1 protein-coding gene is annotated in these 17,598 nt (G+C 68.1%); it reads left to right on the plus strand.

Translation table 11 applies throughout. The annotated features are described in order from the left end of the window. Nucleotides 1-17,598, plus strand: a 17,598-nt coding sequence (locus AB0L58_RS42560) for a non-ribosomal peptide synthase/polyketide synthase (RefSeq protein WP_364397291.1), incomplete at both ends; no start/stop codon positions are given.

The raw sequence follows: 17,598 nt of genomic DNA on the forward strand, positions 1-17,598 counted from the left end.
GTACCTCGGCCGCACCGACTTCCAGGTGAAGCTGCGTGGTCTGCGCATCGAGCTGGGGGAGATCGAAACCGCGCTCACCGCGCACGATTCGGTGGTCCAAGCGGTGGCACTGGTACGTGCTGACGCGCGCACCGGCGATCAGCTGGTCGCCTACGTGGTGCCGGTCAACGGCGGCACGGTCGACCTGGACGAACTGCGTGCGCACCTGACCGAGCAGCTGCCGTCCTACATGGTTCCCGCCGCCATCGTGGTGCTGGATGCCATGCCGTTGAACCCGAACGGCAAACTGGATCGGCGCGCGCTGCCCGAACCCACCTTCGAGGCCAAGGAATTCCGGGCACCGTCGACCCCGATCGAAGAGATCGTCGTCGAGATTTTCAGCGATGTGCTGAGCCACGACCGCATCGGCATCGACGACAACTTCTTCGATCTCGGCGGCAACTCGCTGATCGCCACCCAGGTGGTGGCGCGGCTCGGTGCGGCGCTCGATACCCAGGTCCCGGTACGGCTGCTGTTCGAGGCGCCGACCGTCGCCGCACTCGCCGCGCGCATGGAGGCCAAGGCCGGGGGCGGTGCCCGCCAGGCGCTGACGGTGCGGCCGCGGCCGGAGTATCCGCCGCTCTCACTGGCTCAGCAGCGGATGTGGTTCCTCAACCGCTTCGACGCCGATTCGGCCGCCGACAATATTCCGGCGGCGGTGCGGCTGCACGGGCATCTCGATCTGCCCGCGCTGCGCGGCGCCATTGCCGATGTGATCACACGGCACGAATCGCTGCGCACGATCTACCCGTCCCACGAGGGCGTGGCCTACCAGCAGGTGCTCCCGGCCGCGCAGGCGATTCCGGAACTGGAGATCATCTCGGTCACCGAAGGCGAATTGGGCAGTGCCCTCTTCGAATTCATCGGTCGCGGTTTCGATATCACGGCCGAATCCCCGGCGCGGATTCGGCTCTACGAGGTCGAGCGTGTGCCGCTGAGCAGCAATAAATGGCGCGACAACACACAGAATCACGTGCTCGCGGTCGTCGTGCATCACATTGCGGCGGATGGCTTCTCGATGCGTCCGCTGGTCCGCGATCTGATGTCGGCCTATATCGCGCGCAGTTCGGAATCCGCGCCGGTCTGGCCGCCGCTGGCGGTGCAGTACGTGGATTACGCACTGTGGCAACGCGAAACGCTGGGCTCGGAGGACGACCCGACCTCGCTGATCTCCGAACAACTCGGCTACTGGCGCGAAACCCTGGCCGGACTGCCCGAGGAACTGCGCCTCTCACCCAAGCCGCGGCCGGTCGTCGCGTCGTATGCGGCGCGCACACACCGATTCCAGTTGCCCGGCGCTCTCGTCGAGGCGCTGAACCGCGTCGCGCACGAGCGCAAAACCACGCTGTTCATGGTGGTGCACAGCGCCTTCGCGACCCTGCTCGCGCGGCTGAGCGGATCGGATGACATCGCCATCGGCGTTCCGGTGGCCGGTCGTGGTGAGCAGGTCCTCGACGATCTGGTCGGCATGTTCGTCAACACCCTGGTGCTGCGCACGCAGGTCGATCCGACCGAATCGTTCACCGATCTGCTCGCCCAGGTGCGCGAGCGCGATCTGCAGGCCTTCGCGCATGCCGATGTGCCGTTCGAGCGGTTGGTCGAGGTGCTCAACCCGGCCCGTTCGCAGGCGCGGCATCCGCTGTTCCAGGTGATGCTGTCGTTCCAGAACCTCGGGCGCACCTCGCTGGAGCTGCCCGGACTCGCGGTTTCCGAACTCGGCATCGATGCGCCGACGGCCAAGGTCGACCTGCAGCTCACGCTGAGCGAGGGTGCGGAATCCGATATGGCCGCCGAACTCGTCTATGCCACCGACCTTTTCGACGAGCGGTTCGCCGACACCTTCGCCGAGCGCTTCGTCCGGGTGCTGCGTGGTGTCACCGCCGCACCGGCGATCGCGGTCGGCGATATCGACCTGCTCGACGACACCGAGCGGACCCTGGTGCTCGACCGGTGGAACGACACCGAATTCCCGGTGGACGCGGCACTGACTTCGCCGGTCGGCGATGCGGCCGCGACACTGGTTTCGCTGTTCGAGGCGCAGGCGGTGCGCACGCCGGACGCGTACGCGGTCAGCTACGAGGGGACAAGTCTGGACCCGTCGCCCGACCACCACCCCTCATCGAGTCGCTCCGCGACACTGACATATGCCGAGTTCGCCGCCAGGGTGCACCGGTTGGCGCGTTGGCTGAAGCAGAACGGCGTCGGGCCGGAATCGTATGTGGCCCTCGGCATGCGGCGTTCGATCGATCTGGTCGTCGGCATGTACGCGATCAATGCCGCCGGTGGTGCTTATGTGCCGCTCGATCCGGATCATCCGGCCGAGCGCATCGATTACATCCTGGAGACCGCGCGACCGGTCTGCGTGCTGACCTCCGGCACCGATCTGGAGACCACGGTGTCGCGCCAGGTCCGCATCGATGAACTCGACCTTTCCGAGTTCTCGGATGAGCCGCTGACCGACGCGGATCGGCATCGCCCGCTGCGTCCGGGCAATACCGCGTACGTGATCTTCACCTCGGGTTCGACCGGTCGTCCCAAGGGGGTGGCGGTCTCGCATGCCGCGATTGTCAACCGCCTGGTGTGGATGCACGCCGAATACGGTCTGTCCGCCGACGACGTTGTGCTGCAGAAGACTCCGGCGACCTTCGACGTATCGGTGTGGGAGTTCTTCTGGCCGTTGCAGGTCGGCGCCCGCCTGGTCGTCGCCAAGCCGGACGGCCACCGCGATCCGGCCTATATCGCGCGCCTGATCGTCGACGAGCAGGTCACCACGGTGCACTTCGTACCGTCGATGCTCGCGGTATTCGTCGCCGAGGACCGCGCGGCCGAATGCACCAGTCTGCGCAATGTTTTCGCCTCCGGTGAGGCGTTGCCCGCCGTGGCCGCGCAGCGCCTGCGGCAGCTGACCGGCGCGCGGTTGCACAATCTGTACGGCCCGACCGAGGCCGCGGTCGACGTCACCTTCCACGAGGTGACCGATGCCGATATCAGCTCGGTGCCGATCGGTGCGCCGGTATTCAACACCCAGGTGTACGTGCTGGATTCGCGGTTGCGTCCGGTGCCCGCGGGCGTCCCGGGCGAGCTGTATCTGGCGGGTGCGCAGTTGGCGCACGGCTATGTCGGCCGTCCGGACCTGACCACCGAACGTTTCGTCGCGAACCCGTTCGGTACGGCCGAGCGCATGTACCGCACCGGTGACCTCGTCACCTGGACCGCGCGCGGTGAACTGGAGTACCTGGGCCGCACCGACTTCCAGGTGAAGCTGCGCGGTCTGCGCATCGAACTCGGGGAGATCGAATCGGCGCTCACCGCGCAGGACGCGGTGGCGCAGGCGGTCGTGCTGGTGCACTCCGATGAGCGGACCGGCGATCAGCTGGTCGCCTACCTGGTCGCGAATCCGGACCGGGCCATCGATATCGAGACCGTCAAGAACACCCTCGGTGCACAGCTGCCCGCCTATATGGTGCCCACGGCGTACCTGGTGCTGGACGAGTTCCCGCTCAATGCCTCCGGCAAGCTGGATCGCAAGGCGCTGCCGGCACCGACGTTCGCGGCCAAGGTATTCCGCGCGCCCACCACCCCGGTGGAGGAGATCGTCGCGGGCACCTTCGCCGAGGTGCTCGGACTGCAGGGCGCCGGCCACAGCGTCGGTCTGGACGACGATTTCTTCGAACTCGGCGGCAACTCGCTGATCGCCACGCAGGTCGCCGCACGACTGGGCGCGGCACTGGACACCCAGATCCCGGTGCGTGCGCTGTTCGAGGCTTCGAATGTCGCGGCACTGGCCGCGCTGGTGGAATCGGCGGCCGGGGCTGGCGGTCGGGCACCGCTGACGCCGCAGCCGCGTCCCGAGCTGGTCCCGCTCTCGCTGGCCCAGCAGCGGATGTGGTTCCTGAACCGCTTCGACAACCGCACCGCGGTCAACAACATTCCCGTCGCCGTCCGGCTCACCGGCGAGGTCGATCTCGCCGCACTGAACGCCGCCATCGGCGATGTGCTGGCCAGGCACGAGGCGCTGCGCACCATCTACCCGGAGGTCGAAGGCACCGGCTACCAGCACGTCCTGCACACCGACGAGGTGCGCTTCGAGCTGGCGGCCGAGACGATCACCCCCGCCGCGGTGCCCGCGCGCATCGTCGAACTGGTCAGCGTGCACTTCGATGTGACCAGCGAGGTGCCGTTCCGGGCCAACCTGCTCAGCATCGATGCGGACAACCACGTCGCGGTGCTCGTCCTGCACCACATCAGTGGTGACGGCTTCTCACTGCGTCCGCTGCTGCGTGATGTGGTGCTGGCCTACACCGAGCGCAGCCGCGGTGAGGTGCCCGCCTGGGCACCACTGGAGGTGCAGTACGCCGACTACGCGCTGTGGCAGCGCGCGGTGCTCGGCAGCGAGGACGATCCGGAATCCGTCGCGGCACAGCAGCTCGCGTACTGGACCGAGCAGCTGGCCGATCTGCCCGATCAGATCGAACTGCCCGCCGACCGCTCGAGACCCGAGGTTGCCTCCAACGCCGGTGGCACCCACGGCTTCTCGATCGACGCCGAATTGCACGCCGCACTTGCCGAACTCGCCCGCGCCCGTGGGGTCACGCTGTTCATGGTCATGCACGCGGCACTGGCGGCCTGGGCGGCCCGGCTGTCCAACAGCACCGATATCGCCATCGGCACGCCGATCGCGGGCCGCGGTGAACGCGCGCTCGACGACCTGGTCGGCATGTTCGTCAATACCCTGGTGCTGCGCAACGAGGTCGAGCCGAGCGCCGAGTTCAGCGAGCTGCTCGCGCAGGTGCGCCGCACCGATCTCGCGGCCTTCGCCAATGCCGATGTGCCGTTCGAGCGGTTGGTCGATGTCATCAGCCCGGTTCGGTCGCAGGCACACCACCCGCTGTTCCAGGTGGCGCTGACCTTCGAGGCCGCCTCGGCCGCGGATATGGGCACCGTCGCGTTGCCCGGTCTCGAGTTGTCGGTGGTCGAATTCGATCCCGGCACAGCCAAATTCGATGTGCAGCTGACCGTCGGTGAGACCGCCGACGGTGCACTCGGCATGTCGTGGAACTACGCCACCGAGCTGTTCGATCCGGAGACGGTGGCGTCGTTCGCCGATCGTCTGGTCCGGATTCTGCGCAGCGTGGTCGAGGATCCCGAGATCGTCATCGGTGATATCGATCTGCTCGGTGAGGCCGAGCGGCTGAATGTGTCGCAGCGCTGGGTGTCGTCCGGATTCGACAGCCTGGCGCGAGCGACGGGCCCGGAGGCGGCAGCCCGCGTGACCACGGAGGGCACCGGCAGCGCCTTGATACGGCGCAACACCGCGCGATTCAATGCGCCGGGTACCAACCTGGTCGACCTGTTCGAGCAGGCGGTAGCCGCGCATCCGGACAATACGGCGGCCAAATTCGGTATCGAATCGCTGACCTACGCGGAGCTGGATCGGCGCGCGAATGTATTGGCGCGCAGGCTGATCGCCGACGGCGCCGGTCCCGAGTCGTTGGTCGCGGTGATCCTGCCGCGCTCGCTCGATCTCGTGGTCGCGCTGCTCGCCGTGGTGAAGACCGGTGCCGGTTACGTGCCGGTCGATCCGACCTATCCGGCCGACCGCATTGCCTATGTGCTCGCGGATTCGCGTCCGACCAGCGTGATCCTCGATTCCACGGTCCAGGTGGCGGTGCCCGAAGAATTGCCGACCGTGGTCCTCGACGGATTCGCGGTGGAAACCGGCAATGTCGAGGACGCCGACGATGCCCCGATCACCGACGCCGACCGCCTCGCGGCGCTGCGCCCGGACAATGTCGCGTACGTGATCTACACCTCCGGCTCGACCGGTCGCCCGAAGGGCGTGGCGGTCGCGCACCGGAATGTGGTGCGGCTGTTCGCCAATACCGATCGCGATTTCGGCTTCGGCCCGCGCGATGTGTGGACGCTGTTCCACTCCTACGCCTTCGACTTCTCGGTGTGGGAGCTGTGGGGTCCGCTGCTGTTCGGCGGCACCGTGGTCGTCGTCGACTACTACACCTCGCGCTCGCCCGAACAGTTCCTGGAACTGCTGCGGGTGGAACAGGTCACGGTGCTCAACCAGACGCCGTCCGCGTTCTACCAACTGGCCGAGGCGGATCGCAATGCCGCGCCGGATGCCGAACCGCTGGCATTGCGCTACGTGGTGTTCGGCGGTGAGGCCCTCGAACTGCGCCGGCTCGCGGATTGGGTGGCCCGACACGGCGACGGCACCGACAAGCGCTCGGCGCATGCCGCTCCGCTGCTGGTCAATATGTACGGCATCACCGAGACCACGGTGCACGTGTCCTATCGCGCACTGGATGCGGCGACCATCGCCGCCGCCTCCGGCAGCGTGGTCGGCCGCGCCATCGCGGGTTTGCGCGTGTACGTCCTCGACAACCGGCTGCGGCCGGTTCCGGTCGGCGTCGCGGGCGAAATGTATGTCGCGGGACCGCAATTGGCCCGCGGCTACCTCGGCCGCGCGGACCTGACCACCACCCGCTTCGTCGCGAACCCGCTCGCCGACGCGGACGCCGCGGGCACGCGGCTGTACCGCTCCGGCGACCTCGCGCGCTGGAACCGGTTCGGTGAACTCGAATACCTCGGCCGCGCCGACGACCAGGTCAAGGTGCGCGGTTTCCGTATCGAACTCGGTGAGATCGAATCCGCCATTCTGGCCCAGCCGGGCATTGCCCAGGCCGCGGTCATCGTGCGGGAGGATCAGCCGGGCGACCAGCGGATCGTGGCCTATGTGGTCGCCGAACCCGAGGTGACCCCGGACCTCGACGCGGTGCGCAGCGGTGCGGCGCAACGACTGCCGTCCTATATGGTGCCCGCGGCGCTGGTGCGACTCGAGTGGATTCCGTTGACGGTCAACGGCAAGCTGGACCGTCGCGCGCTGCCCGCGCCCGCGGTGCAGGCCAAGGCCTTCCGCGCCCCGGTGACACCGGTGCAGGAGACCGTCGCCGCGGTCTTCGCCGATGTGCTCGACCTGCCCAGGGTCGGCGCCGACGACGACTTCTTCGACCTCGGCGGCAATTCGCTCATCGCGACCAGGGTGGTATCCCGGATCGGCGCGGCGCTCGGCACCACCGTCCCGGTGCGCGCGCTGTTCGAGGCGTCCACCGTGGAGGCGCTGGCGGCCAGGGTGGAATCGCATGCCGACGGCGCCGCGCGGGCCCGGCTGGTCGCCCGGCCGCGTAAGGCCGACGAACTGGTGCCGCTGTCGTTCGCACAGCAGCGCATGTGGTTCCTGAACAAGTACGACACCGCATCGGCCGCCTATAACCTGCCGGTCGCCATTCGGCTGACCGGTGCGCTCGATATCGAGGCATTGCGACTCGCGGTGGCGGATGTGGTGCGCAGGCACGAATCGCTGCGCACCCGCTACCCGGAGCACGGCGGCACCCCGGTCCAGGTGATCGTGCCCGCCGACGCGATCGCACTCGATCTGCAGCCGGTTTCGGTCGATCCGGCCGAGCTGACCGCGGTGGTCACCGAATTCATGACCACCGGATTCGATGTGTCCGAACAGGTTCCGCTGCGGACCCGGCTTTTCTGCGCGGGCGCTGACGATTATGTGTTCGTGGTCGTGGTGCACCACATCGCGGCCGACGGCTTCTCCGTCGGCCCGCTGACCCGCGACGTGATGCTCGCCTACACCGCGCGCACCCAGGATGCCGCACCGGGCTGGGCGCCACTGCCGGTGCAGTACGCGGACTTCGCCATCTGGCAGCGCGAAGTCCTCGGCGCCGAGGACGATCCGACCTCGCTGATGGCAAGTCAGGTGGCGCACTGGCAGCGCGCACTCGACGGCGTCCCGGACGAACTGCCACTGCCCACCGACCGGCCGCGTCCCGCGATCGCCTCGCATCGCGGCGCGACCCTGCAGACCCAACTGCCCGCCGAATTGATCGCGGCGCTGGAAGGCATCGCGCGCCAACGCGGTGCGTCGCTGTTCATGGTGATGCACAGTGCGCTCTCGGTGCTGCTGGCCCGGTTGTCGGGCACCGACGATATCGTCGTCGGTTCGCCGATCGCGGGACGTGGTGAGCAGGCGCTCGACGATCTGGTCGGCATGTTCGTCAACACCCTCGTGCTGCGCGCCGGCATCGATCAGTCGGAATCGTTTACCGCGCTGCTGGACCGGGTGCGCTCGACCGACCTGGATGCCTTCGGCAATGCCGATGTGCCGTTCGAACGGCTCGTGGAACTGCTCGCGCCGGAACGCTCGCAGGCGCGCAACCCGCTGTTCCAGGTGATGCTCGCCTTCCAGAACCTGGAGCGCACCGCACTCGAATTGCCTGGTCTCACGGTGTCCGCACTGGATATCGAAGAGAATGTGGCCCGTTTCGACCTGCAGTTCACGCTGTCCGAAACCGGCTCCACCGGAATGACCTTGGCGCTGACTTACGCCACCGAGCTGTTCGACGAGTCGACCGCGGCGCTGATCGCGCAGCGGTGGCGGCGGGTGCTCGAGGCCATTGCCGCCGACCCGAACGTCACGGTGGGTGCCATCGATGTGCTCGACGCGCAGGAGCGGGCCGAGCTGATCGCCCGCACCGGTGCCCCCGCCGTGCCCGCGCGCACCCTGCCCGAGCTGCTGGCCGAGGCCGCCGCGATGGATCCGACGGCGACCGCGGTGGTGTTCCAGGGGACACGTGTCGCCTATGGTGACCTCGACGAGCGGTCGAACCGGTTGGCGCGCTTGCTCATCGCCGAGGGCATCGGTACCGAGGATCTGGTCGCCGTCGGCGTGCCGCGGTCCGCGGATTCGGTCTTCGCCGCCTGGGCGGTCTCGAAGACGGGTGCGGCATTCGTGCCCGTCGACCCGAACTATCCGGCCGAGCGCATCGCGCATATGGTCACCGATTCCGGTTCTCCGGTCGGCCTCACGGTCGCGGCGGTCCGCGACGGCCTGCCGGACTCGGTGCGCTGGCTGGTGCTCGACGAGCTCGACCTGGACGCATTCGACGGCGGCCCGATCACCGACGCCGACCGGATCCGCCCGCTGCGCCCGGCGCATCCGGCCTATGTCATCTACACCTCGGGCTCCACCGGTGTGCCCAAGGGTGTGGTGGTCACCCATGCCGGCCTCGCGAACTTCAGTGTCGAGCAGATCGTGCGTTACGATCTCGATTCCGGTTCGCGCGCACTGCATTTCGCCTCGCCCAGCTTCGACGCCTCGATCCTCGAACTGCTGCTCGCGGTCGGCGCCGGTGGTGCACTCGTGGTGACGCCGCCCGGCGTATACGGCGGTGAGGAGCTGTCCGAGCTGATCCGCACCGAGCGGGTCACGCACGCGTTCATCACACCCGCCGCGCTGGCCACTTTCGATCCGACCGGCCTGGACTCGCTGCGGGTACTGGTCGCCGGTGGTGAGGCGGTGCCGGCGGATCTGGTCGCGAAGTGGGCGGTGCCGCTGGAGAACGGATCCGTCCGCAGCTTCCACAACGGTTACGGTCCGACCGAGACCACCATCATGACCAATATCAGCGATCCACTGGTGGCCGGTGACACGGTAGTGATCGGTGCGCCGATCCGTGGCATGCAGTCGCTGATCCTGGACGCCCAGCTCCGGCCGGTGCCGGTGGGTGTCGCGGGTGAGCTGTATCTGTCGGGCATCCAGCTGGCGCGCGGTTATCACGCGCGCGCCGGGCTGAGCGCCGAACGCTTCGTGGCCAACCCGTATGTCGCGGGTGCGCGCATGTACCGCACCGGTGACGTGGTCCGCTGGACGCGGACCGGCGAGGTCGAATATGTGGGCCGCTCCGACTTCCAGGTGAAGGTGCGCGGTTTCCGCATCGAACTCGGTGAGATCGACGCGGCGCTGGCCGCGCACGAGACTGTCGACTTCGCGGTCACCGTCGGCCACCGCGGCGCCGCGGGTGCCACCTCGCTGGTGTCGTATGTGGTTGCGGCGCAGGGGCATTCGATCGATGTCGCCGAGCTGACCGCGCATGTCGAGCAGCGCCTGCCCGCGTACATGGTGCCGTCGTCGGTGATGGTGATCGACCATATCCCGCTGACCCCGGTCGGCAAGCTGGACCGCAGGGCCCTGCCGGAGCCGGTATTCGCGACCGAGGTGGTCTTCCGCGCACCGCGCACGCCGATCGAGCACACCATTGCCGAGGTCTTCGCCGAGGTGCTCGGCGTCGAGCGGGTCGGTGTCGACGATTCGTTCTTCGCGCTCGGCGGCGACAGCATCGTGTCGATTCAGCTGGTTTCGCGGGCCAAGGCACGCGGTGTGGTCTTCAGCCCGCGCAATGTCTTCGAGCAGCGCACCGTCGCCGGACTCGCCGCGGTCGCCGAAACCACCGACGGCACCGAAACCGCCGTCGCGGCGCTGGCCGAGCTGCCCGGTGGTGGCATCGGCACCATATCGATGACCCCGGTGGTCCGGTTCATGGCGGAGCGGCACGGTTCGTTCGGCCGGTTCAACCAGACCATGGCGCTCGAATTGCCGGTCGGTATCGATCGCGCGGGCATCGCGAAAACCGTTGCCGCGGTACTCGACCGCCACGACATGCTGCGGGCGCGGCTGTATCGCGAGGACGAGGACTGGATCCTCGAAACCGCCGAACCCGGCACCGTCGATGTGGACGCGCTGATCGATCGCACCGAATTCGCCGCCGATATCGATGACGCCGCACTATTCGACATCGCTTCCACCGCACTGGATGCCGCGCTGGATCGGCTCGATCCGGCCGCGGGCGTGGTGGTTCGGTTCGTCTGGCTGCAACCCTCGGACGGCAGTCGCGGCGGTCGTCTCATCGTGGTCGCGCATCACCTCGTGGTGGACGGTGTTTCCTGGCGCATCCTGGTGCCGGACTTCGTCGCCGCCTGGGGCCAGCTCACCGCGGGTCAGGAACCGCAACTGATCGCGCCCTCGACCTCGATGCGAGCCTGGGCGGACGCACTGCGACGTGAGGCCGAAAGCGCCAAGCGGGTGGCCGAACTCGACTACTGGCGTTCGGTGGTGGGCACGGCGGATCCGCTGCTGACCGACCGTCCACTGGATCCGACGGTCGATACCGCGGGCGCCATCGAGAAGCTGCAGGTCGAGGTATCCGCCGAGGTCACCAAGGCGCTGCTGACGACCGTGCCCGCGCTGTTCCACGGCGGTGTCAACGACGGTCTGCTCACCGCGCTCGCCCTGGCGACCGCGAAGTGGCGCGCCCAGCGCAGCACCACCCGCGCCGACGATGCGCTGCTGATCCGCCTGGAAGGCCACGGCCGTGAAGAGGGCGTCGTGCCCGGCGCGGATCTCTCGCGGACCGTCGGCTGGTTCACCGCGATCTTCCCGGTCCGCTTCGACCTGTCCGGCATCGACATCGATGCGGCGCTGGCCGGCGGCCCGGCCCTGGGCAAGGCCGTCAAGGCGGTCAAGGAACAGCTGCTCGCGGTGCCGGACAAGGGCATCGGTTACGGCCTGCTGCGCTACATGAACCCGGCGACCGCGACGGAACTGCCCGTCGAACAGCCGGGCCAGGTGAGCTTCAACTACCTGGGCCGCGTCTCCGAGGGCGATGTGCCCGATGCGCTGCGCGGCTTCGGCTGGATTCCGGCCGCCGAACTCGGTGCGCTCGGTGGTGCCTACGACGCGGATATGCCCGCGATGGCGCCGCTGGATATCAATGCCATCGTGGTCGGTGACAAGCTGACCGCCAATATCGGCTATCCGACCACACTGCTCGATGCCGAGCAGGTCCGCGAATTCGGCGAACTGTGGACCACCGCACTGGAAGCGGTTGCCCGGCACGCCAATTCGAACGGCGCGGGCGGGCACACGCCGTCCGACTTCGCCCTGGTGCGCTCGACCCAGCGCGATATCGACAACTGGGAGCAGCGTTTCCCGGCACTGGCCGATATCTGGCCGCTGTCCGCACTGCAGGCGGGTCTGCTGTTCCACGCGCGCCTGGCCGCCACCTCGGTGGACGTCTACACCGCGCAGGCCGTGCTGACGCTCACCGGTCACGTGGACCCGACCCGATTGCGTTCGGCCGCACAGGCTCTGGTGGATCGCTACGAGAACCTGCGCACCGCCTTCGTCACCGATAACGACGGCAACCCGGTGCAGGTCGTCCTCGACAGCGCCAGGGTCGCCTGGGCCGAACACGACCGGATCGAATCCGGTGACGCCGCCGATCTCATCGCCGCCGATCGCACCCAGCGGTTCGATCTGACCGCACCGCCGCTGATCCGCTTCGCGCTGATCCAGATCGCTTCGGACCGTTGGCAGTTCGTGGTCTCCAACCACCACATCCTGCTCGACGGCTGGTCCATGCCGCTGCTCATGCGGGATCTGCTGGTGCTCTACGCGGCCCACGCCGACGCCAATGTGCTGCCCGCGGTGCGCTCCTACCGGCACTTCCTGGAATGGACCAGGCAGCAGGATCACGCGGCCTCGGTGGCCGCGTGGACCGATGCGCTGCACGGGGTCGGTGAACCGACGCTGCTGTCGCGTCCGGATGCCGGCCGCGAAATCACCACGCTGTCCGGCGAATACTTCTTCGAGCTGGACGAGCCGGCGACCGCGCGACTCACCGCACTCGCCGCCTCGCTCGGCGTCACCCCGAATACCGTGCTGCAGGTCGCCTGGGGTCTGCTGATCGGCCGGATGACCAGCCGTGACGATGTGCTGTTCGGTACCACGGTTTCCGGTCGTCCGGCCCAGCTGTCCGGCGTCGAATCGATGGTCGGCCTGTTCATCAACACCGTTCCGGTGCGGGTGCGCTTCGATCCGTCGGAATCGGTGGAGCAGTTGCTCACCCGGACCCAGGGCGAACAGGCGGATCTGCTCGATCACCACTACGTCGGCCTGGCCGATATCCAGTCCGCCGCCGGTGTCGGTGGTCTGTTCGACACGCTGGTGGTCTTCGAGTCCTACCCGGTCGATGCCGAGGGCATCCGGGCACAGGCCGCCGATATCGATGGCATGGCCGTGGTCGATATGCAGGCCGCCGATGCCACGCACTACCCGCTGACCCTGATCGCGCAGCTGGACTCCCAGCTGCGGATTCGCGCGGGCTACCTGCGCGACCTGTTCGACGAGCAGACGGTGCGCCGCATCGCCGATCGACTGGTGCGGGTACTCACCGCGATCACCACCGAGCCCGCCGCGGCCGTCGGCGATATCGAACTGCTCGATGCCGCCGAGCGCGAGCTCGTAGTGTCCGGCTGGAACGACACGACATACGACGTGGACGCTGTGTTGTCGGCTCGCTCCGCGGGCTCCGCTCACGGGGCCACGCTGGTCTCGATGTTCGAGGCCCAGCTCGCCGCGACGCCGGACGCCACCGCGCTGACGTTCGAGGGGACGAGTCTGACCTACGCCGAATTCGGCGCCCAGGTCTTCCGCCTGGCGCGCTGGCTCATCGAACGCGGTGTCGGCCCGGAATCGTATGTGGCCCTCGGTATGCGCCGCTCCATCGATCTGGTGGTCGGCATGTACGCGGTGGCCGTGGCCGGTGGCGCGTATGTGCCGCTGGATCCGGATCATCCGGCCGAGCGCACGGAATACATTCTCGCCACGGCCGATCCGGTCTGCGTGCTGACCTCCGGTGACGATCTGAAGATCGATACGGCCCAGGTCCGCATCGATCTGCTCGACCTGTTCGGGCTGTCGGACGGGCCGGTGACCGCGGCCGAACGGCGCGCGCCGCTGCGGCCGTCGAATACCGCGTACGTGATCTTCACCTCGGGTTCGACCGGTCGGCCGAAGGGTGTGGCGGTCAGCCATGCCGCGATCGTGAACCGTCTGGTGTGGATGCAGTCGGCCTACGGGCTGACCAGCGCCGACGCCGTTCTGCAGAAGACGCCCGCCACCTTCGACGTCTCGGTGTGGGAGTTCTTCTGGCCGTTGCAGATCGGTGCGCGTCTGGTCATCGCGAAGCCGGACGGGCATCGCGATCCGGTCTACCTCGCCGAGATCATTACCGCGGAGCGGGTCACCGTCACCCACTTCGTGCCGTCCATGCTGTCGGTCTTCGTGGCCGATGCCGCCGCGGCGCTGAGTGATCCGACGCGCACGGCGCGGGCTGATTCGCTGCGGCTGGTATTCGCCTCCGGTGAGGCGCTACCGCCCAAGCCCGCGCATCGCCTGCGCGAGCTGACCGGTGCGGCGTTGCACAACCTGTACGGCCCGACCGAGGCCGCGGTCGACGTGACCTTCCACGAGGTGGTCGCGACCGATACCGACACCGTGCCGATCGGTGCGCCGGTCTTCAACACCCGGGTGTACGTGCTGGATTCGCGGCTGCGCCCGGTACCGGTGGGTGTCGCGGGTGAGCTGTATCTCGCGGGCACCCAGCTGGCGCGCGGTTATGTCGCGCGTGCGGATCTGACCAGTGATCGGTTCGTGGCGAACCCGTTCGCCACCGACGGCGCGCGCATGTACCGCACCGGCGACCTGGTGGCCTGGACCGCCGACGGTGAGCTGGAGTACCTGGGCCGCACCGACTTCCAGGTGAAGCTGCGCGGTCTGCGCATCGAACTCGGGGAGATCGAGCAGGCGCTCACCGCGCTGGACGAGATCGCCCAGGCCGTCGTCGTGGTGCGCGGTGATCAGCACACCGGCGATCAGCTCGTCGCGTATGTCATCGCGACGCCGAATCTGCGGCTGGACATCGAGACGGTGCGCGAGGATCTGGCGCGGCAGTTGCCCGCGTACATGGTCCCGTCGGTGGTCATCGTGCTCGATGCCTTCCCGCTCAACGCCTCCGGCAAGCTGGATCGCAAGGCGTTGCCCGCACCGGTGTTCGAGGCCGCGGTCTTCCGTGCGCCGACCACGCCGGTGGAGGAGATCATCGCGGCCACCTACGCCGATGTGCTCGGCCTGGAACGCGTCGGCCTCGACGACGACTTCTTCGCACTCGGCGGCAATTCGCTGAGCGCCACCCAGGTCGCGGCTCGGCTCTCGGCCGCACTGGATACCGATCTCGGTGTCCGTGAACTGTTCGAGGCGTCGTCGGTGGCCGCGCTCGCGGCCCGCGCGGAGTCACGGGCCGGTGCCGGTGCGCGCACGGCCCTGGTGCCGCAGCAGCGGCCCGAGCGGGTGCCGCTGTCGCTGGCACAGCAGCGCATGTGGTTCCTCAACCGCTTCGATCCGGAATCGGCCGTGGACAATATCCCGGCCGCGGTGCGGCTGTCGGGTCTGCTCGACCGGCAGGCCCTGCAGATCGCGGTCGCCGATGTGCTGGCCCGCCACGAATCGCTGCGCACCTTCTACCCGGAGCACGACGGCACCGGCTACCAGCAGACCGTCTCCACCGGCCGGGTGATCCCGGATCTGACACCGATCGATGTCACCGAGACCGAACTGCCGCAGCGTGTCGCGGAGGTCATCCTCACCGGCTTCGACGTCACCGCCGAAGTTCCGTTCCGGGCCAAGTTGTTCGAGATCAGCCCGACCGAACATGTGCTCGCCCTGGTGGTGCACCACATTTCGGCCGACGGCTTCTCGATGGGGCCGCTCACCCGCGACGTGATGACGGCCTACGCCGCCCGCGTCGAGGGCGGCGAACCCGCCTGGCAGCCGCTCGAGGTGCAGTACGCCGACTATGCGCTGTGGCAGCGCGCGGTGCTCGGTGCCGAATCCGATCCGGAATCGGTGATCTCGGCGCAGATCGAGTACTGGTCCAAGACCCTGCGCGGCCTGCCCGAACAGCTCGATCTGCCCGCCGACCGGCCGCGTCCGGCGGTGGCATCGGGTCGCGGTGCGACACACGTCTTCGAGATCGATGCCGAAACCCACGGCAAGCTCACCGAACTCGCGCGGAGCCGGGGTACGACGCTGTTCATGGTCGCGCACACCGCGCTGGCCGTGCTGTTGTCGCGGTTGTCCGGTGAGGAAGATATCGCGATCGGTACGCCCATCGCCGGACGTGGTGAGCGCGCGCTCGACGATCTCATCGGCATGTTCGTCAACACCCTGGTGCTGCGGACTCCGATCGACGGCGCGGCCACCTTCTCCGAGCTGCTGCGCACCGTGCGCGGCAGCGATATCAGCGCGTTCGGACATGCCGACCTGCCGTTCGAGCGGTTGGTGGAGATCCTGAACCCGGCCCGTTCGCAGGCGCGGCATCCGCTGTTCCAGGTGATGCTGTCGTTCCAGAACACCGGCCAGAACAGCCTGGAACTGCCCGGACTGACGGTCAGCGCGGTCGAGATGCCGATCGATGTGGCCAAATTCGATCTGCAGCTGGTGCTTTCGGAGCAGACCGCGATCCCGATCAGCTCCGCCAACGGTGCCGGTACCACGGTCGCACCGTCGGGTATCGCCGCCGAATTGATCTACGCCACTGATCTTTTCGACGCCGGCACCATGGCGGCGTTCGGGCAGCGGTTCAACCGACTGCTGCGGGCCGTCGCGGCCGAACCCGATCGGGCCATCGGCGATATCGACCTGCTCGACACGCGCGAAGCCGAACTGGCACTGCGTGGTTGGAACGACACCGAGCGGGATCTCGGTACGGTCGGCACGCTGGTCGACGAATTCGCCAGGCAGGCGGCGGCGACGCCGGATGCGGTCGCGATCGTGGATCCGGCCACCGGGGCCTCGCTCACCTACGCCGAATTCGGTGCCCGCGTGCACCGCCTGGCGCGACGGTTGGTCGAGGCCGGTGTCGGCCCGGAAAGCCTGGTTGCCCTCGGTCTGCGGCGCTCGGTGGACCTCGTGGTCGCCGCGTACGCCGTGCACGAGGCCGGTGGCGGTTATGTGCCGCTCGACCTCGATCAGCCCGCGGAGCGGATCGGTTATGTGCTCGATTCGGCCGCGCCGGTGTGTGTGCTGACCACCTCGCGTGACGACTTCGACGGCGCGGGTCTGCCCACACTCGTCATCGATGCGCTGGAGCTGTCCGAGTACTCGGACGAACCGGTCGCCGATGCGGAGCGGACCGCGCCATTGCGGCCGAGCAATCCGGCGTACGTCATCTTCACGTCTGGTTCGACTGGTCGGCCGAAGGGTGTGGCGGTGCCGCACGCGGCTGTGGTCAATCAGATCCGTTGGATCACTGGTGAATACGGCATCGGTGCCGACGACGTGGTGTTGTTCAAGACGCCTGCGACCTTCGACGTGTCGGTGTGGGAGTTGTTCGGCCCGCTCTCGACCGGTGGCCGGATCGTGGTCGCGAGTCCGGACGGCCATCGCGATCCGCAGTACCTGGCCGACGTGATCGCGGCCGAGCGGGTCACGATGACCTCGTTCGTGCCGTCGATGCTGAGTGTCTTCGCGGGCAGTGTCGACGCGGCCGTCGGTAGCCGGGGGCGGCAGTCGGCGGAGCCGACGGGGTGGGTCAGCTCAGCACTGACATCGCTGCGTGCGCTCCTCATCGCCGGTGAGGCCTTCACCGCCGATGCCGCGGCCGCCATCCGCCGGGTGAGCTCGGCCGAGCTCTACAACCTGTACGGCCCGACCGAGTTCACCGTGCACGCGACCCACGGCCCGGTGGCCGAGCAGGTCGAAGGCGCGGTGCCGATCGGTCTGCCGGTGTGGAATGCCCAGGCGTACGTGCTCGACGCCCGCCTGCATCCGGTCGCGCCGGGTGTCGCGGGTGAGTT

The sequence above is a fragment of the Nocardia sp. NPDC052112 genome (assembly GCF_040680135.1).
Lineage (GTDB): Bacteria > Actinomycetota > Actinomycetes > Mycobacteriales > Mycobacteriaceae > Nocardia.